Genomic DNA, 19,020 nt, shown 5'->3' on the forward strand with positions numbered 1-19,020 from the left:
AACGGTTCCTCCGAATCTCGACTCGTCACTCGAGGTCGATCGACGTCAGCACCTCCGCGCACAGAGCGCTCATCGCGTCCTCGCTCGATGCGGCCGCCTGACACCCGACGCTCGTCTGCTCACCTGGCGAGACGATCACCGTCCAGTTCACCGTGGAGCCGTCGGATGCGTTCTCCGAATAGACGAGTGCGGGGTGCCGCGACACATCCGGTCCTCGAGTGAGGCCGTCCAACGTGCTGCTCGGGTCCTGTGAGGCCATGCGTGCACTCACCGTGGCCGCGACGTCGTCCACGCCCAGGCCCACCGCGAGTTCCCGCGTGACCAGCACGATCCGCATCCCCGCCGCGACATCGGGCTTCAGCAGCACTCTCTCGGTGCCCGGTTCGACGTGCCACCCGGTCGGCACGGTGAGAGTCAGACCGGCGGAACGAAATTCGCGCCCCGGCGACGCTTCCGTCGATGTGACGGGTGGCCCGGATGTAGCCGAGCCCGCGCGAACGGTGGGCACGGCATCCACCATCTCGGCAACGTTGCTCGTTCGAAAATCGTCGGCACCCCGTGTGGACACCGCTGTCGCCACCGCGATGCAGACCATCACAGCGAGAGACACCGCGACACCGACAAGGACACGCCTGTCGGTGAATCGCCGCGTCGGCTGCATCGCGGCCGTCCGTTCCGCCAGCCACGCTCCCGAACGCACGGGTGGAAGCGGGGTCACGACGGACATGTCGTCGACTACCGTGCGAGTGTTCGACACCGGCTGCACGCACGGCAAGATGGCAGTGGCGAGATCCCCGTCGTCTAGAGCGACGACCGGCACTGATGTCAGCGACTCGATATCGCGAAGGGACACCGCGTCCGATTCACCGTGGACGATCACGCGACAGACACTCGTCACGGCACAGGCCTCGTCGATCGCGGACCCGATCCCCGTCGCCACGGCGATGTCCTCCGTGACCGGAACCGTCGCGTCCACCAACACACACGCGACGACATCCGGACCCGCCGACGAGGTCACGACAGTGGACACCGTCGTCCGACGAGGAGCCCTGTCCACGACGACGACGCGGCACTGCGCATCGCACGAACACGGCCGAAGAGACTGTGCGGCATCACATGCGACGATCGCCGACGGCACGAGGAGCACGTCTCGCGCATGCGGCCGCGCGGACACCGAGAGCACGTCCCGGCGGACCGGGCCCCAGTGCGGTGGATGCACCACCACCAGATCGCACTCCCCGCTCGGGACGCCGGCGTGACGGACGGCGTCGTCGACGAGGCCGGAGAGGACATCGACGGTCCGGACGTCGTCGCCACCGGCAAGAGCAATCCGCTCGTCGTCGATGTGCCGGAAGACATCGAGTGTGCCGACTGCGTCCGCTGGATTCAACACCGGGACAGCGGACGCTCCGTGGAGTACGACACCGTCGTGTCGAGCGAGCAGGACAGGTGTCGCCGAGACGACCCCCGACCACGAGCACAGAACGGCATCTCGCGTGATCAGCACTCCCACCGCCGACGTCACGCCGACACCGTCAGGGCGGTCTGCACGAGCGTGGCTGTTCCGCGTCCGGTGAGTACCCCTCTGCCGGTGGGCAGTTCGGTGGGCCGGGCCGTCCCGAGCAACACACCTTCCTCCCTGTTCCCGCTCATGACGATGCCCGGCGACGCCAGGTCGCGCAGACGCGCCAACACTGGCTCGTACATCGCGCGCGCGGCACCGCCGGAGCGTCTGGCGACGATGACGTGCAGTCCGATGTCTCGTGCTCGGGACAGCAGGTCCAGCAGCTCGCTCAGCGGATTGCCGTGGGGCGTCACCACCAGGTCGTAGTCGTCGACGATGACCACGATGTCGGGCCCGGTCCACCAGGACCGCGCCGTCAGCTGTTCGCGTGTGGTGTCGGGACCGGGAAGTCTGAGCCTGAGATACGTACTCAGTTCCGCCACCATCGCGGTGGCCTGTTCGCCGGACGACGCGTGTCCGGCGAGCCGGTCGTCGGGGATGTCACCGAGAAGGGTTCGGCGGTAGTCGATCATCAGGATACGAAGGGATGAGGCGTCGTTCGCGTCGACGAGCCCGGCGCACACGGTTCGAAGCAGTGTCGTCTTCCCGCATCGACCGTCCCCGAGAACGATGAAGTGGGGATTCTCGTCGAGGTTCAGAAGAACGGGAGCCAGATCGTCCTCGTCCACGCCGACAGGCACCGTGGCGGTGAACGACGTCGACGACGCGGGAGGCCATGACGGCATCGCGGCGAGGAGATCACCCCGCGCCAGTAGGCGCGGAAGCAACTGCACAGTCGGTGCCGGCGACACGTGCGCCCAGTGACGCGCCACGTCGGCGATCGCGGAGCCGGTTCCGCCGGCGCTGTCCCCCACCCGGTCGATCCGCGGCAGCGCCACGAGAAGATGCAGACCCTCACGAGTCATTCCCCGACCGGGCCGACCTTCGGGGACACCGGCGGCTCGTGCGCGTCCGATGTCGGAGTCCGACGGGTCACCCATGCGGAGTTCCACTCGAGTGGTCACCGCATCCTTGATCGCGGGGCGTATCTCGGCCCATCTGCTCGCCGCGATCACCACGTGGACTCCGTACGACAATCCCGTGGAGACGATCGTCTGCAACGCCGGCTCGAGCGATTCGAACTCCGCACGGATGGTCTGCCACCCGTCGATCACCAGAATCAGGTCCGGAACGTCCGGCATCGCCGGAGCCGTCACGTCGGCGCTGGAGGTTGCTCTTCCTCGCCGCACCTCGGCCATCGACCCGATAGCGCGCTCCCGGAACAACGTCTCGCGCCGACGCAGGGTCGCGGCGACGTCGGCGACGATTCTGCGGACGGTGTCGGTGTCCGATCTGGTCGCGACGGATCCCACATGGGGAAGCTCACGCAGACGACCGACCGATCCCCCGCCGAAGTCGAGGCAGTGGATCTGCACGTCGGACGGCGAGTAGCGAAGGGCCAGGGACAGAACGAGTGTGCAGACCGCAGTCGATTTCCCGGAGTGCGGTCCGCCGACGATCGCGACGTGGCCGGCAGCGCCGGTCAGATCGAGCGCGAGGGTGTCTCGACGCTGATCGTAGGGGCGATCGACGACCGCGAAGGGAACGCAAAGCGACGTCGGCGACACCGGCTCGAACGGCACGACGACGCTGCCCAGCGCGATCGGATCGTCCAGAGGCGGGAGCCACACCTGATGGGCAGCCGTACCGTGTCCGACCATCCCCGCGACAACGGCCGACAGCACGGTCGGCGCCTCGTGACCGGAACGCTGCTCGGGCACCTCGAGAAGCACAGCCGGGGCAATATCGTCGTGCGCCACCGGAACTGCCGTGAACAGACGAATCCCGGCGGCCGCGCTCGCGCCGGACGTGGACACTGCCGCACCACGGGAATCACCCAGCGGACCACCGTGTGCACACGGTCCGGACACGTAGGACGCGGTGAACCGCACCAGATCGCTGGAGTCCGTCTTGAGATACCCCGCACCCGGACCACCCGTCAGGTGGTGCGCGTCGGGTACGCCCAGCACCGAACGGGACTCGGCGGCGGAGAACGTCTTCAGTCCGATCCGGTAGGAAAGGTGGCTGTCGAGTCCCCTCAGGCGCCCCTCGTCGAGGCGTTGACTGGCCAAGAGGAGGTGAATGTGCAACGACCGTCCGAGCCGCCCGATCGCGACGAAGAGATCCGCGAATTCCGGTAAACGACTGAGTAGTTCGGAGAACTCGTCGACCACCACGAAGAGTGCGGGCAGCGGAGCCAGCGGTGCGCCGGAGAGGCGGGCTCTGGTGTAGTCGGACACGTTCGCGAAGTTCCCGGCCGATCGCAGCAACTCCTGCCGGCGGTTCATCTCGCCCGCAAGGGCGTCCCGCATCCTCTCGACCATTCCTGCTTCCTCGGACAGGTTGGTGATCACCGCGGCGACATGCGGCGCCGAGTCGAGTCCGAGAAACGTTGCCCCACCTTTGAAGTCGACGAGGACGACGTTGAGCTCACTGGGTGAATGGGTCGCGAGGAGCCCCAGCACGACAGTTCTGAGCAGCTCGGACTTTCCTGACCCAGTGGCGCCGATACACAGACCATGGGGGCCCATTCCGCCTTCGGCGGACTCCTTCAGGTCGAGTTCCACGACGCGTCCGTGCTCGTCGGTGCCGAAAGGAACGCGCAGGCGCGCCCTTCCGGAATGCTCGGCCCACGACGTCGCCGGATCGAAGGATCCCGGTTCCGACATGCCGGGAAGTCGCTCCCACCTGTCGTACACCGGTGCCGCCGCATCCGTCCGACCGTTGTCCGACGACGTGCGGTATCGAGCGAGAGTGCGGGCGACCGTCGCGGCGGTGATCGGATCCACGCCGTCGGCGAGTCCGAACATCTCGACACCGGCGCGGCCGTGAGCTCCCAGAGCACCGTCCTGAAGCACGAGGACCAGCGTTCTCTCGTCCGACGTCGGAGGAACGAACCCGCCGAGATCGAACACCGTCGTCGACTCCGCGCGACGAATCGATGTCAGCTCGGCCGCATCGGGCACCGTGCCGTCGACGACCACCAGCACATGACCGTGCAGGAGAGCGTCCACGTCGACCGACGCATCGGCCACCGTCCGGTACGTCGATCGGCGGGCACCTGCACCGTCGTCCCCGGCCGGGTTCCGGTGATGGGGAAGCCATTTGACCCAGTCCCACTCGGTGATCGCGTCCGGACCGACGATCACGACCACAGCTACGTCGTCCGGTCCGTGAAAGAGACACGCCTGCAGCATCATCGACCGCAGGAGCGCACGTGAAGACTCGTCGTCGCCCTCGAACCGGACACAGGAGAACGCACGCAGCGATACCGCGGTGGGCAGGTTCCGGACGATCGAGTGGTTGCGGACGAACGATCTCAGCGAGGACGCCGAGACGGGCTCGAGCCCGTCCTGCGGCCCGGTGTCGGGCGAGACGAGTCTTGTCGCCAGTCGCTGGTCACCCACTCCGACGCGGACGTGTACGAAGTCGTCGTCGGCAGCGCGGCGCTCCCACATCCGCGTCGTACCCACGAGAGTCCACAAGGTGGACGGATCGGGGTGTGTCCACGCCAACGAGGCACTCTGGGCCTGGCCTGTCGCCCGCACCTTGCGCCGGAGCTCGGACAGATACGTCAGGTAGTCCTTGCGCGACTCGTCGAGCTCTGCTTCCCGGGGACCGCCGCCGCGTCCACCGCCGGCGAACATCCCGAGCATCGACACCACCATCATGGCGGGGAACAGCAACATCATCGGATTGGCGGCCGCACCGGACGTGACCAGCAATGCCACCATTCCGACCATGGCCACGACCATCACGAGCGGAAGCATCTTGAGCAGCGGATTCCCCGGAACCACACGAGGAATCTCGGGAGGTGCCTCGATCTGCACGACTCCGGACGGCACGCGTGGTGCATCCGATCTCTGCACCCGCCGGTGAACCGTACGGACATCGACGACTGCGCCGTCCCTGCTCGTCTCGACAACCACGTCACTCCCCCCACGGCCCGCCGCCCCGTTCGGCGAGTCGTGTCAGACCGTAACCGCGACTGCCGACATCGGACAGGGAGTGGACCGGAGGCTGTGGATGAACCGTTCACCGACGTCGTGGCCCGGGGCGCTGTCACGGGTCTGACCTATAGTGCTCGGACGAGCCGCGGCGGAAGCTGCGGTTGTGGGTTCGGAGGGTTCGGGGGGACTTTCGATGACGACAGTGACAGCAGGCGTGCCCGGGGGCGGACACGATTCGGCGACAGGCGACGTCGGAGTACGACGCATCGGGGCAGGGATGCTGCGCGTGACCGTGGTGTCCGACGACGTCGAGGTGGACGTGAGCGTGCCGGCGGGACTGGCGCTGGTGGCACTGCTTCCGGCACTGTCCGCGCTGATCGGCGGCGCACGGGGCGAGACCCTGACGGGTGATGACATCGTCTTCTTCACCGTCCTCGGTGAGCCGCTCGAGATGAGATCGTCGTTGCTGAACAACGAGATCCACGACGGTGATTCGCTGGTTCTCTGTACCCGCACGACCGTGTCGGCTCCGGTCTTCGACGATGTCGGCGACGCGGTCGCGGCGTTGGGCGCCACCCGTTCGTGGTCGCCGTCCGACTCGACCACGGCGGCTGCCCTGGTGGTCGCGGGGGCCTTGGCGGTGGCGTCCTGGACGGTGTTCGGTGCGGCCGGTGCGGGGGCGGGCCTGTCGGCCGTGGTGCTCGCGGCCGTGACTGCCGTCATCGCAGGCGTCTGTTCGAGCGCCACCTCGGTATCGCCGGCGATCGTCACCGGTTTGCGACTGGGCGCGTGCGTCACTGCTGCCGGCGCGGGCGCGGCACTCGTGCCGGGTGACGATCCGATAGCCGACTCGGTGCTGGCATTCGCGCTCGCCGCCGGTGTCTCGGTCATGACGTCGATGTTCGCCGGCGAGAGCGGTCGCGCACTCTTCACGGCGATCACGACGGTGACGATGCTGGGGTGCGTCACTGCCGCCGTTGCCGCACTGAGCGACATCCACCCTGTCTCCATAGCGGCTGTCACCTGCACTGTCTGCCTTCTCGCTGTGCACTGGACCCCTCGCGTGTCCGCGGCCCGCGCAGGTATCCGACTGACACCGGTCCCCCTCGGCGACGCCGGGCCCGGCATCGATGCCGTCGGCCGCAGGTCGTCTCCTACCCGGCCGTCGCCCGCGGTTCGTGCCGCCGAACTCGACTCGGCGGCCACGGATGTGCCGGTGGTCGCGGCACGTGCGCGGACGGCGCAGCAGTACCTGACGGGTTACACCAGCGGCGTGACGGCGGTCGCCGCAGTCGGAGCCGTCGTCGTCGCCACGCAGGATCTCACCGACTCCGTGGACGGAGCGCGTCTGGCCTTCGCGGTCGTTGTCGCGTCGGTACTGTGCTGTCGCGGACGGTCGCAACCCGACAGGGCGCGGAGCGCGGTCGCCTTTGCATCCGGCGTCACGGTTCTGCTCGTGATCGCCGCGATCGGGTCGATCCTGCGGCCGGACCTCTGGCCGTGGTGGTCGACGACCATGACTGTCCTTCCGATTGCCGCGGTGCTGATGGGAGTAGTCGTTCCGACTCGCCGCTTCTCACCGGTCGTCCGTCGAACGGCAGAGTTCGCGGAACTTGCCGCGGTCGCTTCGGTGGTTCCCCTGGCCTGCCTGATCGTCGGAGCCTTCTCGGCGGTTCGAGGATTGTGACCGGCCGCGTACGACTGTCGATCGTCGTGGCCGTCCTCGCATTTCTCGTCCTCCGCGCATCGTCCGTCACGATGTCGGCGGCGGACCCCGAGGAACCGACGGAACAGCGAACCGACTGTGCCGCGGTGTCGGTCGTCGCGCCGAGCACGGTCGTGTCCCCGGCAGAACAGTCGCTGAGATTCTCCGACGTCTGGGGCCTGACACGGGGCGCCGGTCAGACCGTTGCCGTCATCGACACCGGCGTCGCCCGACATCCGTTGCTTCCCGGCGCGATAGCGGGTGGCGACTTCGTCTCGGACGGTGACGGTTCGACCGACTGCGACGCGCACGGCACCGTCGTGGCCGGACTCATAGCAGCGCGACCGTCGCCGGGATCCGGGTTCGTCGGCGGCGCGCCCGACGCCGACATCCTGACCATCCGACAGTCGAGCAGTGCTTTCTCGGCCGTCTCCGCAGAGCGTGAGACCCGCGACGACGGGTCGACGTCATCCGGCTACGGGGACGTCGATTCGATGGCGCTGGCGGTGAGAGCAGCGGTGGACGCGGGGGCGGGTGTCATCAACATCTCGGAGGTGGCGTGCGCTCCGGTGGGCACGCCGCTCGGTGACGACGCCCTGGCCGACGCCATCGAGTACGCGGCCGTGGTCAAGGACGCCGTGATCGTCGTCGCGGCAGGCAATTTGGACGGCAGTCGGTGTCGCGATCAGAACGACACGATGCGCGGTCAGGCCGGCCGGGACTCCCCCGCAACGAGAACCACCGCATCGCCGGCCCGATTCGACGACTACGTCCTCACGGTCGGCTCACTCGATGCGGACGGCACACCCTCGGCCTTCAGCCTCGCCGGGCCATGGGTGGACATCGCTGCACCGGGCACCGACGTCACCTCCCTCAGCCCGACCGGTGAGGGCTTGGCCGACGGCACCCTGGACGAGGAAGGGCGCTTCAGTCCCTTCACCGGAACCAGCTTCGCGACGCCGTTCGTATCGGCCACGGCGGCCCTCGTTCGATCTCGCTACCCGGACATGTCCGCCCGAGAGGTCATCGCACGTATCGTTCGCACCGCCCACGCGCCGGCGGGTGGGTGGGATTCGGCTGTCGGTTTCGGCAGCCTCGACCCGGTTGCCGCCGTCACCGGCACCGCGGAGGACGAACCGGAGAACCGACCGGCGACGCGATTGGACGCACGCGTGACGACACCGCCCGAGGACCGCAGCGACGCGACGGTCGCCCTCGTCGGTTCCGCGGGTGTGATCCTCGCACTTGCGTCACTGTGTTTCCTGCGCAGCGCTTTTCGACGTCAAGAACCGTCGTGAGTAGTTCGCGCATCACTGCGTGCCAGAGCGGGTCCGGCCGGGAGAAGTTCCAGGATCGGCCACGGGGCGGTCACCGGCTCACCCAGTCCCAACGCCGCCGCGTCGTCGTCGTCGGGAACACCGAACCGCACACCGGTGTCGGCCACGTAGAACCGGAAATCTCGCCGCACGTCGTCGACTGCCATCCCGGTACTCACGGCGTACACCCCCGTCCCGGGAGCGACTGTCACCGTGTCCAGTCCGTCGCCGGCGCCGTCGGCGGTCCCGAGCATCACAGCCGTCGTCCTGTCTGTCGGCTCCCCCGTGGTCAGAACAACGGTTGCACCGGAATCCGAGCCCACTCCGGCGGCGCTCCATTCGACGCACGTGGAGGATGTCGCGTCGATCAATCTCGGCGGGCGGTCCGGAAATGTACCGATGGCCAGAGGCGTCGCGCTCCTCGGAGCGCGCGCGATCACATCCGGCGGAACCGCGTCGACGCCCACCCGACCGGCGGAGTCGGCGAATCTGAGCAGTTGGGCACTCGCCGGCCCGATTGCCTGGATCCCGTCCGAGAGAATGACGTAGTGCTGGCTACGGTCACCGAGGTCGACCGTCACCACCGACCCGACGGGCCGGCCCCCGGTGGGATACGGCGCCGTACTTCCCGCGTCGGTGATGACCGGGGCTGTGATCCGAGGGACCTCCGGAACTGCATCGAACAGCCCGGCACCGACTCGGACGGGTATCGCATCGTCCAGGCCCAGCGCGCGAGTGACCGCCGTGTCGCGCAGGTCCACCTGTGCCCGGACACCGTCGTACACGAGATAGTCGACCCCGTCGCGTGCCCACAGCACAGCGTCGTCGGACTCGAAGGCTCGGCGGCCGGGTTCCCCCGACGAACCGAGGGGAACTATGGACACGTCCGTGGTTCCACCGCTGCCATCGGTGCTTCGGAACTCGCACACCGACCACACCATCAGCTCGGATCCGACGGGCAGGGTCTGAGGTGCTCCGCCTATTCCGATCGCCGGTCCCCGTGCCTTGGAGGCGATCTCGCGCGCGTCGACGGCTACCGGATCGTCGGCTGCACCGACGAAGAGCCGGGCGGACGCGAGATTGAAAGCAGGATGCAGGACGTCGTCCTCGACGACGAACAATGCACCGTCGTCCTTGCTCATGACGATGGACGCGTCACCGATCTTCGTGGCCGGCCTGATGAACGCCAGAATTCCGCAGCCGGCCAGGATCAACACCGCGACAACGATTCCCACCATGGATGCCCGAGACGACGACCGCATCGGGTCGTGCCGCATCGAGGTGTCGCCGAGAACCAGAGCGTGGTCGAGCCGTCGAACGGAGAAGCGGTGTGCGCCGATCTGCCATCGTGTCGTCGGTGTCGCTGCCATCGATCCCCCTGCCCACAGAGCACGTGTGACCGTGCCCCGGCCCCCCGGCCGGCATGCGGAACCCATCGGAGACGGGCCGCGTCAAGGCACAGTACATCGAGCAGGAGATCGGAGTCATGATGCGATTCGGCTACCCGGGGATGAACTCGGCGCGGACAGTGCTGGCGATCCAGGCGATCGCTGTCGTGGTCGGCGGGCTCGTCGCCCTCGCGGGCTCCGCGGTCGCGGCGATCGCATCCGCCCTGTTCGTCGCTGCAGTTCTCTCCGTCTCGCGCGACGGCCGCACCGTGGCCGCATACCTGTCGGCCGCGGCTCGGTACCTCCTGCGGCGGCGCGGCAGGTCGCCGCTCGACGCGCGCACCCTGGTGACTGTCGAGCAGCGCGGACTCCCGACGGGCGTCGTGTGGAACGGGTCCGAACTGTCCGTCGTCGCCGAGCTGGGTGTCACCGGCATCGGCGGCTGGACCACTGTGGGCGGGGAAGGAATCGTCTCGGACGTCTCGGTCCCGTTCCGTGTTCTGTCGGACAGTGTGAGCCGAACGAAGGCGCCGATAGTCCTGGGGGTGACGACTGTGGGATCACGTCCGGTTCGAGGCCGTCGCGCGTCCGACGCGTATTCGTCGATGGCGGGAACACTGGCATCGGTGTCACATCGCCGAACGTGGTTGTCGCTCTCGATGGATGTCCACGACGGCGCGTCCGGGATAAGTCGACGCGGAGGCGGAGTGAGCGGTGGTGCAACGGTGTTGACGCGTCACATGTCCCGCCTGCAGCACATCCTCGGCACGCTGGGGATCGAGGCCACGCTTCTGACGGCCGACGCCATCGCCGATGCGGACCTGTTCGTCTCCTCGGGCACACCTCGTCGCCATGTGCGCACCACGTGGCGGGCGGCCACGCTCGGCGGGACGGCATGGACCTCCCGGCGATTGCGCCCGAATCTGTGGACCAGCTCCATCGTCGACGATGTCTTCGATCGCGATGCATCCGTCACCGCCATGTCGGTCACGACGCGCGCCGACGGCGACGCAGTGTCGGTAGTCGGCTCGTACGGTCAGTGCGCCGCGGTCCCTGTCGAACGGGACGTCACAGGGTCGGCGACGCTGGACGGGGAGCAGCATCGAGGCTTCGACGCAATCCTTCCGTCGACGGCGCGTATCGCCCTCCCGACGAGCAGTGTCGATCCGAATGCCCTGGACCCGCTGGTGTTTCCTGTCGCGGGTTGCGGCCAGATCCTCGGTGTCGACGGACACGGATCAGCGGTCGCCATGCGCGTCTACGGGCCTGCCGTTCGGTCGATCAGGGTGCGGGCGGAGTTGTACCTGGTGCATCAGATCGTCTTCCGCGCAGTGGCCATCGGTGCGACCGTCGTCGTCGTCACCGATCGTCACCACGCGTGGCGTCATCTTGCTGCGTCCGTGGCGGACTCCGGAACGCTGAGCGTGGTCGCGGTCGAATACTCGCAGGGTCACGACGCGGACCTCGTCGTCGCGGACCATCCCTCCGTCCGGCCCGTTCCCACCGGTGGAACTGTCCTCCACGTCGACACCGACCGACGATCCGGCGACGCGGACATCGAGATCGACCAGGCGGACTCCAGCGGTGATCACGTCGTCGTCACCGTCGGGCACCGGAGTATCGCTCTACGCCTGGTGACCACTGCCGCGGAAACGGAGGCCATCGGCCGTCCGCGAACGACTATCCGTCAGCGAAGTCACGCACCCGGGTAGGTCGACGCGTCGCCCCGACGCCACCACCACAGTTGGTCGATCATGCGAGCGGCGGCGTCCACGGCAGCGCCGTCAGCCGTGTCGCCGTTCTCGTCGAAGGCCTTCTTCACGCGCGCGAACAGCGGTGCGTCTCGCACGGACGCCATGTGCAGTTCGGCGACGACCTGTCGCAGCTGTTCCACAGCTCTCGCTCCCCCGGCCGAGCCGCCGTAGGACACGAAACCCACAGGCTTGCCGCGCCATTCGTACTTCACCGAGTCGAGGGCACCCTTCAGCGCCGCGGAGTACCCGTGGTTGTACTCGGGCGTCACCAACACGAACGCGTCGCTCTCCCCGACCCACTGTGTGAAACCGCCGTCGTCGTCCCGAAGATCTTGGACCCTCACCTCGAACCGGCCGTCGGCGATGGCGTGCCGGACGAACCACGCCGCGACGGTCGGGCCGATTCGCCCCTCGCGGACACTGCCGATGATCACGCCGAGAACTGGTGCCATACCGCCGAGATTAACCGCAGCAGCCGCCGGGCATCGACCGCGTCGCTCGCGTCGTCGCGTTCCGTTCGGCCAGCCGATCCTCCGCCGGGTAGTCGACGCGTACCAGAGACAATCCGTGAGCAGGGGCCACGGTGATCGAGCTGGACCTGGAATCGCTGGACAACAGGCCGCGTACCCAGGCGACGTCACGCCGTCCCTCACCCACCGCCAGCATCGCCCCGACCAGAGACCGCACCATCGACCAGCAGAATGCGTCGGCGCTGACGAAGGCCGTGAGATCGTCACCGTTCCGGACCCACTCGAACCGCTGCAGCTCGCGCACGGTGGTGGCGCCGTCACGGCGTTTGCAGAACGCCACGAAGTCGTGCAGCCCCAGTAGGACGGCGGACGACTCCTGCATCGCGGCCACGTCGAGTGCGCGGGTCCACGGCACCACGGATCCCGCGCGGAGCGGCGACACCCCGAAAGGGGCTGTGGACAACCAGTACTCGTAATGGCGCCGCAGCGCGGAGAAGCGAGCGTCGAAGTGTGTGGACGCCTCGGACACCGCCATGACGCGCACGTCCGCCGGCAGGAACCGCGCCAACCGCCGTACCAGCAGGGACAGGTCCGGCGTACGGTCCGGATTACGAGGATCTATGCGTCGCAACGCTTCTCGCGAGACGTCGACGTGGGCGACCTGGCCCTCGGCGTGCACGCCGGCGTCGGTCCGTCCGGCGACCGTGAGTTCGAGAGGCACCCCGAAGATCGCGGTCAGCCGCTCCTCGAGCACCCCGCACACGGTCCGCTGGTCGCGTTGTCGCGCCCATCCGGCGAAGTTCGTTCCGTCGTAGGCGATGTCGAGACGCAAACGAACGAGCCCGCCACCGGTGAGGGTGGCGGGCTCGTCCAGGGAGTCCGTAGTGGACACTCTTACTTCTTGTCTGCCTCATCGGCGTTGGCCGCGTGAGCGTCCTCTGCCTCGACACCCTCGATGACGGCGTCTGCATTCGCGACCTGAGCGTCGGTTGCCTCGGCCTCGACGGCCTCGACGACGTTCTGATCGGATGCAGCCTCGTCAGCGGCGGTCTCGTCGTTCGTGGCGGCAGGCGCGGCCTGCGATGCCTGGACACGACGAGCACGGTCCGCCTCGTTGGACACCGTCTGCTCGCGAACGAGCTCGATGATGGCCTGAGGAGCGTTGTCACCCTTGCGGGGGACGGTCTTGATGATGCGGGTGTAGCCGCCTGCGCGCTCGGCGAAGTGCGGGCCGATCTCTGCGAACAGAGTGTGAACGACGTCCTTGTTGCGGATGTCCTTCATGACCTCACGACGGTGAGCCAGCGAGCCGGCCTTCGCGTGCGTGATGATCTTCTCGGCGTAGGGGCGAAGGCGCTTGGCCTTCGACTCCGTGGTGGTGATCCGTCCGTGCTCGAACAGCGCCGTGGCCAGGTTGGCGAGAATCGCCTTCTGGTGCGACGCCGATCCGCCGAGACGGCGACCCTTGGTGGGCTTGGGCATGTCAATATCTCCTGATCAAGAGCTCGCGACGCGTGTGCGTCAGAGCTGTTCGGTCTCGGCGTAGTCCTGCTCGGCGCCGTCGGCATCGCTCACGGCGTTGTCGGTGTCGCTCCAGGTACCGGTAGCGGCGTCATATCCGGCAACAGTGCTCGGATCGAACGTCGCGGGGCTGTCCTTGAGCGAGAGGCCGAGCGAATGCAGCTTGACCTTGACCTCGTCGATGGACTTCTGTCCGAAGTTACGGATGTCCAGCAGATCCGACTCGGTGCGGCCGACCAACTCGCCGACGGTGTGAACACCCTCGCGCTTGAGGCAGTTGTAGGACCGGACGGTGAGGTCCAGATCCTCGATCGGCAGACCGAAGGAAGCGATGTGATCGGCCTCGGCGGGCGAGGGTCCGATCTCGATGCCTTCTGCTTCGACGTTGAGCTCACGGGCAAGCCCGAACAGCTCGACCAGGGTCTTGCCCGCCGAAGCGAGCGCGTCCCGCGCGGTGATGGAGTTCTTGGTCTCCACGTCGAGAACGAGCCGATCGAAGTCGGTGCGCTGCTCGACACGGGTGGCTTCCACCTTGTACGTCACCTTGAGGACGGGCGAGTAGATCGAGTCGACCGGGATACGGCCGATCTCTGCGCCCGACGCCTTGTTCTGCACTGCCGGAACGTATCCGCGGCCACGCTCGACGACGAGCTCGATCTCGAGCTTGCCCTTGTCGTTCAGGGTCGCGATGTGCAGATCCGGGTTGTTCACGGTGACGCCGGCCGGGGGAACGATGTCGCCCGCGGTGACAGTGCCGGGGCCCTGCTTGCGGACGTACATGGTGACCGGCTCGTCCTCTTCCGAGGACACGACGAGACCCTTGAGGTTCAGGATGATGTCGGTGACATCTTCCTTGACGCCGGGGACCGTGGTGAATTCGTGCAGAACGCCGTCGATACGGATGCTGGTGACAGCAGCGCCGGGGATCGATGAGAGAAGCGTACGGCGAAGCGAGTTGCCGAGGGTGTACCCGAAGCCAGGCTCGAGGGGCTCGATGACGAACTTCGAGCGGTTGTCAGCGATGACCTCTTCGGTCAGCGTGGGTCGCTGAGAAATGAGCATTGATGTCCTCCTGGGAAGAGCGTCCGCTATTTGACGCTCGTGGTGGGGCGGTCAACGCCCCGTGCGCCTCGCGTGTTCCCGCGAGGGGATGACACGTGAGGCGCACGGGCCGGAGGCCTACTTCGAGTAGTACTCGACGATGAGCTGTTCGGTCAGCGCGATGTCGATCTGCGAACGCTCCGGCTCCTGGTGGACCAGGATGCGGAGACGGTTCGGAACGACCTGCAGCCAACCGGCCACCGGGCGATCGCCGTAGGTTTCACGGGCGATCTGGAACGGGAGCGTGCTCAGCGACTTCTCGCGAACGTCGATGATGTCGTACTGCGAGACGCGGTAGCTGGGGATGTCGACCTTCTTGTTGTTGACCAAGAAGTGGCCGTGCGTGACCAGCTGACGTGCCTGACGACGCGTGCGAGCGAGGCCCGCACGGTAGACGACGTTGTCGAGACGCGTCTCGAGGATGCGCAACAGGTTCTCACCCGTCTTGCCCTTGAGGCGGTTCGCTTCCTTGTAGTACAGGGAGAACTGCTTCTCCATGACGCCGTAGGTGAAGCGTGCCTTCTGCTTCTCCTGCAGCTGGAGCAGGTACTCGCTCTCCTTGATACGCGCGCGGCCGTGCTGGCCGGGCGGGTACGGGCGACGCTCGAAAGCCTGGTCGCCTCCGACGAGGTCGACGCGAAGTCGACGCGACTTGCGGGTGATGGGTCCGGTATAACGTGCCATGTTCTGTTACTTCCTTCCCGCTAGACGCGACGGCGCTTGGGCGGACGGCAGCCGTTGTGCGGCTGGGGGGTGACATCGGAGATGGTGCCGACCTCGAGGCCTGCCGCCTGGAGCGAACGGATCGCGGTCTCGCGGCCGGAGCCGGGACCCTTCACGAAGACGTCGACCTTCTTGACGCCGTGCTCCTGCGCCTTGCGGGCAGCGGACTCGGCGGCGAGCTGTGCAGCGAACGGAGTCGACTTGCGCGAGCCCTTGAAGCCGACATGGCCCGAGGACGCCCACGAGATGACGTTTCCGGCCGGGTCGGTGATCGACACGATCGTGTTGTTGAACGTGCTCTTGATGTGCGCGCTGCCGTGCGGGACGTTCTTCTTGTCCCTGCGGCGCGTCTTCTGGGTCTTCTTCGGACCGGAGGTGCGTGTCTTCGGGGGCATTACTTCGCCTTCTTCTTGCCGGCAATGGTGCGCTTCGGTCCCTTACGGGTGCGCGCATTGGTCTTCGTGCGCTGTCCACGAACGGGCAGACCACGACGGTGGCGAAGGCCCTGGTAGCAGCCGATCTCGATCTTGCGACGGATGTCGGCCTGCACCTCGCGGCGCAGGTCGCCCTCGACCTTGAGCGACTCCTCGATGTACTCGCGAAGCTTGGTGAGGTCCTCGTCGGAGAGGTCCTTGCTGCGCAGATCGGGGCTGACGCCCGTGGCAGCGAGGATCTCGTGCGAACGGGTACGGCCGATGCCGTAGATGTACGTGAGTGCGATCTCCATGCGCTTCTCGCGCGGAAGATCCACACCGGCTAGACGTGCCATGTGGCGGTTTCCTTCATTCGTGCGGAGGTCTGCTCCCAGTCCGTCCCCATACATGTGGTGCTCGGGGCCCCGGCCTCCGCGGCCGAGGGTGTACTGCCCGCGTGTGGGCAGCTGGTGCTGGGAGGTCTTCTTCTTGCATGTGGTGCCAAGTGGATCTTCGAGAGGGGGTTGATCAGCCCTGACGCTGCTTGTGACGCAGGTTTTCGCAGATCACCATGACCCGGCCGTTACGGCGGATCACTTTGCACTTCTCGCAGATCGGCTTGACGCTCGGCTTGACCTTCACGTCTGTTCGATCTCCTGGTCGCGTCCGAGAATCACCGCGCGTGCGCGCCGAACCTCGGACATGGTTGATCCCCGGCTCGCGAGGAACCGGGGACTCTTGACTACTTGTAGCGGTAGACGATCCGCCCGCGTGTCAGGTCGTAGGGAGACAGCTCGACTACGACGCGATCCTCGGGGAGGATGCGGATGTAGTGCTGCCGCATCTTGCCGCTGATGTGAGCGAGCACCTTGTGACCGTTTTCCAGCTCGATGCGAAACATCGCATTGGGCAGGGGTTCGACTACTCGGCCCTCGACCTCGATTGCGCCGTCCTTCTTTGCCATATCCTCCGCGATCCTGGTTTGCACACCTGATTGACGACTCGTAACCACACTTCATGCAGGCACGAGTAAACGCACCGACGTTCCATGTTAGCGGGTCGCGACGACCAGGCCAAACCAGCGCCGACCGAGTCAGCCGCCGTGGCCACGGTAGGTGCCGAAGGACCAGTGCACACCCTCGGGATCGAGGCAGGTGAAACCCTGGCCGCCGTAGTCCTCGTCCCGTAGCGGTTCCACGATACGGGCGCCGGCCTCGCGCGCACGATCGTGCAGTCGCGTCAACTCGCCCTGTCCCACGGCGACGTAGACGGCGCCGACTCCGGGCGGCAGGCCCGCGATGGTGCTGTCCTCGCGCGCCGAGCCCAGCATCACGGCCCCACCCGAGGCTCTGACCAGCTCGGCATGATCGACACGCTCCCCCTCGCCGTACACGGCGGCCTCGGTGAAGCCGAGTACGTCGACGAGGAAGGCGATGGCCGCCCGTGCATCGCGATAGCGCAGGGCCGCGAAGAGGAGCGACGGCGTCGAGTCGGTGCTCTGTGTATTCGTCATACCCTCGATCCTGTCGCCGACGCGGTGCTGTCGTCTTGTACGGATGCGAACACTTCGTTCGCGCGCCACACCGAGGGCGCTGCCCCCGCGAGAGAACGCCAGTCACGCGCCATGTGCGCCTGATCGAAATACCCGCAGGCCGACGCGACCTCCGCGAGCCGCGGCGGCTCCGGCGCGCGCAGCATCGCATGGGCCCGGGTGAACCGGCCGAGTCGGATCGCGTCCCGCGGAGTGACCGAGAACTCCGATGCGAAACGAGTCTCGAGGCGACGCCGACTCCACTCTGCATCCGCGGCGACCTGCCCGACGGTGACCGATGCCGGACCGGTCAGCTGTTTCCACGCGCGGTCGAGACGAGCATCCGGGAGCGTCGCCCGGCCCAGGCGACCGACCAGTATCCGGTCCACCATCGTGAACGCCGCCGCCCATCCGGATGCTGCATGGACACCGTCGAGAAGTCGGGGCGCGTCGTCACCGAGAAGGTCGTCGAGCGAGACGATGTACTGGCGGAGCGCCGCCGGCGGGACGTGCAGCAACGCCCGACATCCGGCGGGCGTGAGCGAGATCTGGATCCCGTGCTGGTAGCCGTCGTGCTCGATGACCACCGGTTCGACGCCGAGACCCGAGGCGAGCGCGCCGAACTCTCCGGGGCTCTGATCGATCATCGCCGTACGAGCGATCGTCAACGGTGCCCCGATGGGCAGAATGATCGTCAGATCGACCGACGGCATTCCCACGTGGGAACCCGCCGGGAAGCCCGACAGGCGGTACCCCTCGTATCGACGCACGAACGGGCGCAGCGACCGCGCCGGCAGCGCGACCGATCCGTCCGACACGCCTGTCATAGGCACACGGTAGAACGGTACGTGCGAGGTCGCACGGCAATCGGGCGCACGCGACGACGAGGAGGACCAGTCGATGGCCGACGATCCAGGACGACTCGAGAAGGCGCTCGTGTCGATACTCGACAACGGCAGTCGCCTCCAGGGTCCCGCTGTCGAGAAGTACGTCTGGCGCATCCGGCGTGCGCACCCCGAGGATTCCCCCGCGCAGATCGTCGAGCGGATGGAGAAGACGTTCCTGACGGCCGTGACCGGCAGCGGAGGCGCCGCCGGTGCCACCGCCGCGGTGCCGGGGGTCGGAACCGTGGCGTCGGTCGCCGCGGTGGGCGCCGAGACGGCGTTCTTCGTCGAGGCGTCGGCCCTGCTCACACTGTCCATCGCCGCGGTTCACGGCATCGCGGTCCACGATCACGAGCAGCGACGGGCACTCGTCCTGGCCGTCGCGCTCGGTGAGTCCGGGCGCGAGATCGTGGGGAAGACACTCGGCCGCGGCAACATCGGCAAGGTGCTGACCTCGCGCATCCCCGGCGCGAACCTCGGCGGTCTGAACAAGAAGCTGATCCAGAAATTCGTCACCAAGTACGCGGCCAAGCGCGGCGCGGTCATGCTCGGCACCATGCTGCCCGCGGGCATCGGTGCGGTGGTCGGAGGGGCCGGTAACCGCGTGCTCGGCAAGGGCGTCGTCAAGAATGCACGCGAGGCCTTCGGACCTCCGCCTGCGCGGTGGCAGGACGCCCCCGGCGTAGTCGATGCGGACTGA

Annotated in this window: 18 protein-coding genes; 4 read left to right on the forward strand and 14 right to left on the reverse strand. The window is 67.2% G+C overall.

Annotated elements, in window-relative coordinates; genetic code table 11:
• Positions 1–25: 25 nt before the first annotated feature.
• Positions 26–1,525, reverse strand: a complete 1,500-nt coding sequence (locus AC0IX4_RS18125) for a type VII secretion-associated protein (RefSeq protein WP_471830266.1) — start codon at positions 1,523–1,525, stop codon at positions 26–28.
• Positions 1,522–5,433: a type VII secretion protein EccCa gene (eccCa, locus tag AC0IX4_RS18130; RefSeq protein WP_471830267.1), complete on the reverse strand. Its 3,912-nt coding sequence runs from the start codon at positions 5,431–5,433 to the stop codon at positions 1,522–1,524. Before eccCa ends, AC0IX4_RS18125 begins: the two co-directional genes overlap by 4 nt.
• Positions 5,434–5,707: 274 nt before the next feature.
• Here eccCa and eccD point away from each other — a divergent pair, with 274 nt between their 5' ends.
• Together eccD and mycP are read left to right on the forward strand one after the other, a co-directional pair.
• On the forward strand, positions 5,708–7,201 hold the full coding sequence (gene eccD / locus AC0IX4_RS18135) for a type VII secretion integral membrane protein EccD (RefSeq protein ID WP_471830269.1): 1,494 nt from the start codon (positions 5,708–5,710) through the stop codon (positions 7,199–7,201).
• Positions 7,198–8,517 (forward strand): type VII secretion-associated serine protease mycosin, encoded by a 1,320-nt coding sequence (mycP, locus tag AC0IX4_RS18140; protein WP_056069476.1) that lies wholly within the window; start codon positions 7,198–7,200, stop codon positions 8,515–8,517. The genes eccD and mycP overlap by 4 nt, the downstream gene beginning before the upstream one ends.
• Here mycP and eccB read toward each other — a convergent pair.
• Complete coding sequence (eccB, locus tag AC0IX4_RS18145; RefSeq protein WP_056069477.1) at positions 8,502–9,905, reverse strand: type VII secretion protein EccB; 1,404 nt, start codon at positions 9,903–9,905, stop codon at positions 8,502–8,504. The two genes, mycP and eccB, sit on opposite strands and share 16 nt — an antisense overlap.
• A gap of 116 nt (positions 9,906–10,021) precedes the next feature.
• On the opposite strand from eccB, the gene AC0IX4_RS18150 reads away from it, so the two are divergent.
• Entirely contained in the window at positions 10,022–11,635 is a 1,614-nt protein-coding gene (locus tag AC0IX4_RS18150; protein ID WP_471830271.1) for a type VII secretion protein EccE, read from the forward strand.
• Here the strand turns inward: AC0IX4_RS18150 and AC0IX4_RS18155 are convergent.
• From AC0IX4_RS18155 to AC0IX4_RS18205, 11 genes are all read right to left on the reverse strand, one after another.
• Complete coding sequence (locus AC0IX4_RS18155; RefSeq protein ID WP_471830273.1) at positions 11,620–12,129, reverse strand: NADPH-dependent FMN reductase; 510 nt, start codon at positions 12,127–12,129, stop codon at positions 11,620–11,622. The two genes, AC0IX4_RS18150 and AC0IX4_RS18155, sit on opposite strands and share 16 nt — an antisense overlap.
• Positions 12,130–12,139: 10 nt before the next feature.
• A complete protein-coding gene (gene truA / locus AC0IX4_RS18160; RefSeq protein WP_471830313.1) occupies positions 12,140–12,979 on the reverse strand; it encodes a tRNA pseudouridine(38-40) synthase TruA in 840 nt (279 codons plus the stop codon).
• Positions 12,980–13,041: 62 nt separating this feature from the next.
• Positions 13,042–13,629, reverse strand: a complete 588-nt coding sequence (gene rplQ / locus AC0IX4_RS18165) for a 50S ribosomal protein L17 (RefSeq protein ID WP_042574675.1) — start codon at positions 13,627–13,629, stop codon at positions 13,042–13,044.
• Between the two features lie 39 nt (positions 13,630–13,668).
• A complete protein-coding gene (locus AC0IX4_RS18170) occupies positions 13,669–14,730 on the reverse strand; it encodes a DNA-directed RNA polymerase subunit alpha (protein ID WP_042574676.1) in 1,062 nt (353 codons plus the stop codon).
• Positions 14,731–14,847: 117 nt separating this feature from the next.
• Positions 14,848–15,453 (reverse strand): 30S ribosomal protein S4, encoded by a 606-nt coding sequence (gene rpsD / locus AC0IX4_RS18175; protein ID WP_042574677.1) that lies wholly within the window; start codon positions 15,451–15,453, stop codon positions 14,848–14,850.
• Positions 15,454–15,473: 20 nt separating this feature from the next.
• Positions 15,474–15,887 (reverse strand): 30S ribosomal protein S11, encoded by a 414-nt coding sequence (gene rpsK, locus AC0IX4_RS18180; protein ID WP_042574678.1) that lies wholly within the window; start codon positions 15,885–15,887, stop codon positions 15,474–15,476.
• A complete protein-coding gene (rpsM, locus tag AC0IX4_RS18185) occupies positions 15,887–16,261 on the reverse strand; it encodes a 30S ribosomal protein S13 (protein WP_042574679.1) in 375 nt (124 codons plus the stop codon). The genes rpsK and rpsM overlap by 1 nt, the downstream gene beginning before the upstream one ends.
• Before the next feature lie 172 nt (positions 16,262–16,433).
• Positions 16,434–16,547, reverse strand: a complete 114-nt coding sequence (gene rpmJ / locus AC0IX4_RS18190; RefSeq protein ID WP_026917227.1) for a 50S ribosomal protein L36 — start codon at positions 16,545–16,547, stop codon at positions 16,434–16,436.
• A 100-nt stretch (positions 16,548–16,647) separates the two neighbouring features.
• Positions 16,648–16,869, reverse strand: a complete 222-nt coding sequence (gene infA / locus AC0IX4_RS18195) for a translation initiation factor IF-1 (RefSeq protein WP_005140011.1) — start codon at positions 16,867–16,869, stop codon at positions 16,648–16,650.
• 129 nt (positions 16,870–16,998) lie between these two features.
• Complete coding sequence (locus AC0IX4_RS18200; protein ID WP_471830277.1) at positions 16,999–17,418, reverse strand: VOC family protein; 420 nt, start codon at positions 17,416–17,418, stop codon at positions 16,999–17,001.
• Positions 17,415–18,263: a helix-turn-helix domain-containing protein gene (locus tag AC0IX4_RS18205; RefSeq protein ID WP_471830279.1), complete on the reverse strand. Its 849-nt coding sequence runs from the start codon at positions 18,261–18,263 to the stop codon at positions 17,415–17,417. The genes AC0IX4_RS18200 and AC0IX4_RS18205 overlap by 4 nt, the downstream gene beginning before the upstream one ends.
• 73 nt (positions 18,264–18,336) lie before the next feature.
• On the opposite strand from AC0IX4_RS18205, the gene AC0IX4_RS18210 reads away from it, so the two are divergent.
• Positions 18,337–19,020, forward strand: a complete 684-nt coding sequence (locus AC0IX4_RS18210) for a hypothetical protein (RefSeq protein ID WP_056069487.1) — start codon at positions 18,337–18,339, stop codon at positions 19,018–19,020.

This window comes from Rhodococcus sp. AC861 (genome assembly GCF_979256035.1).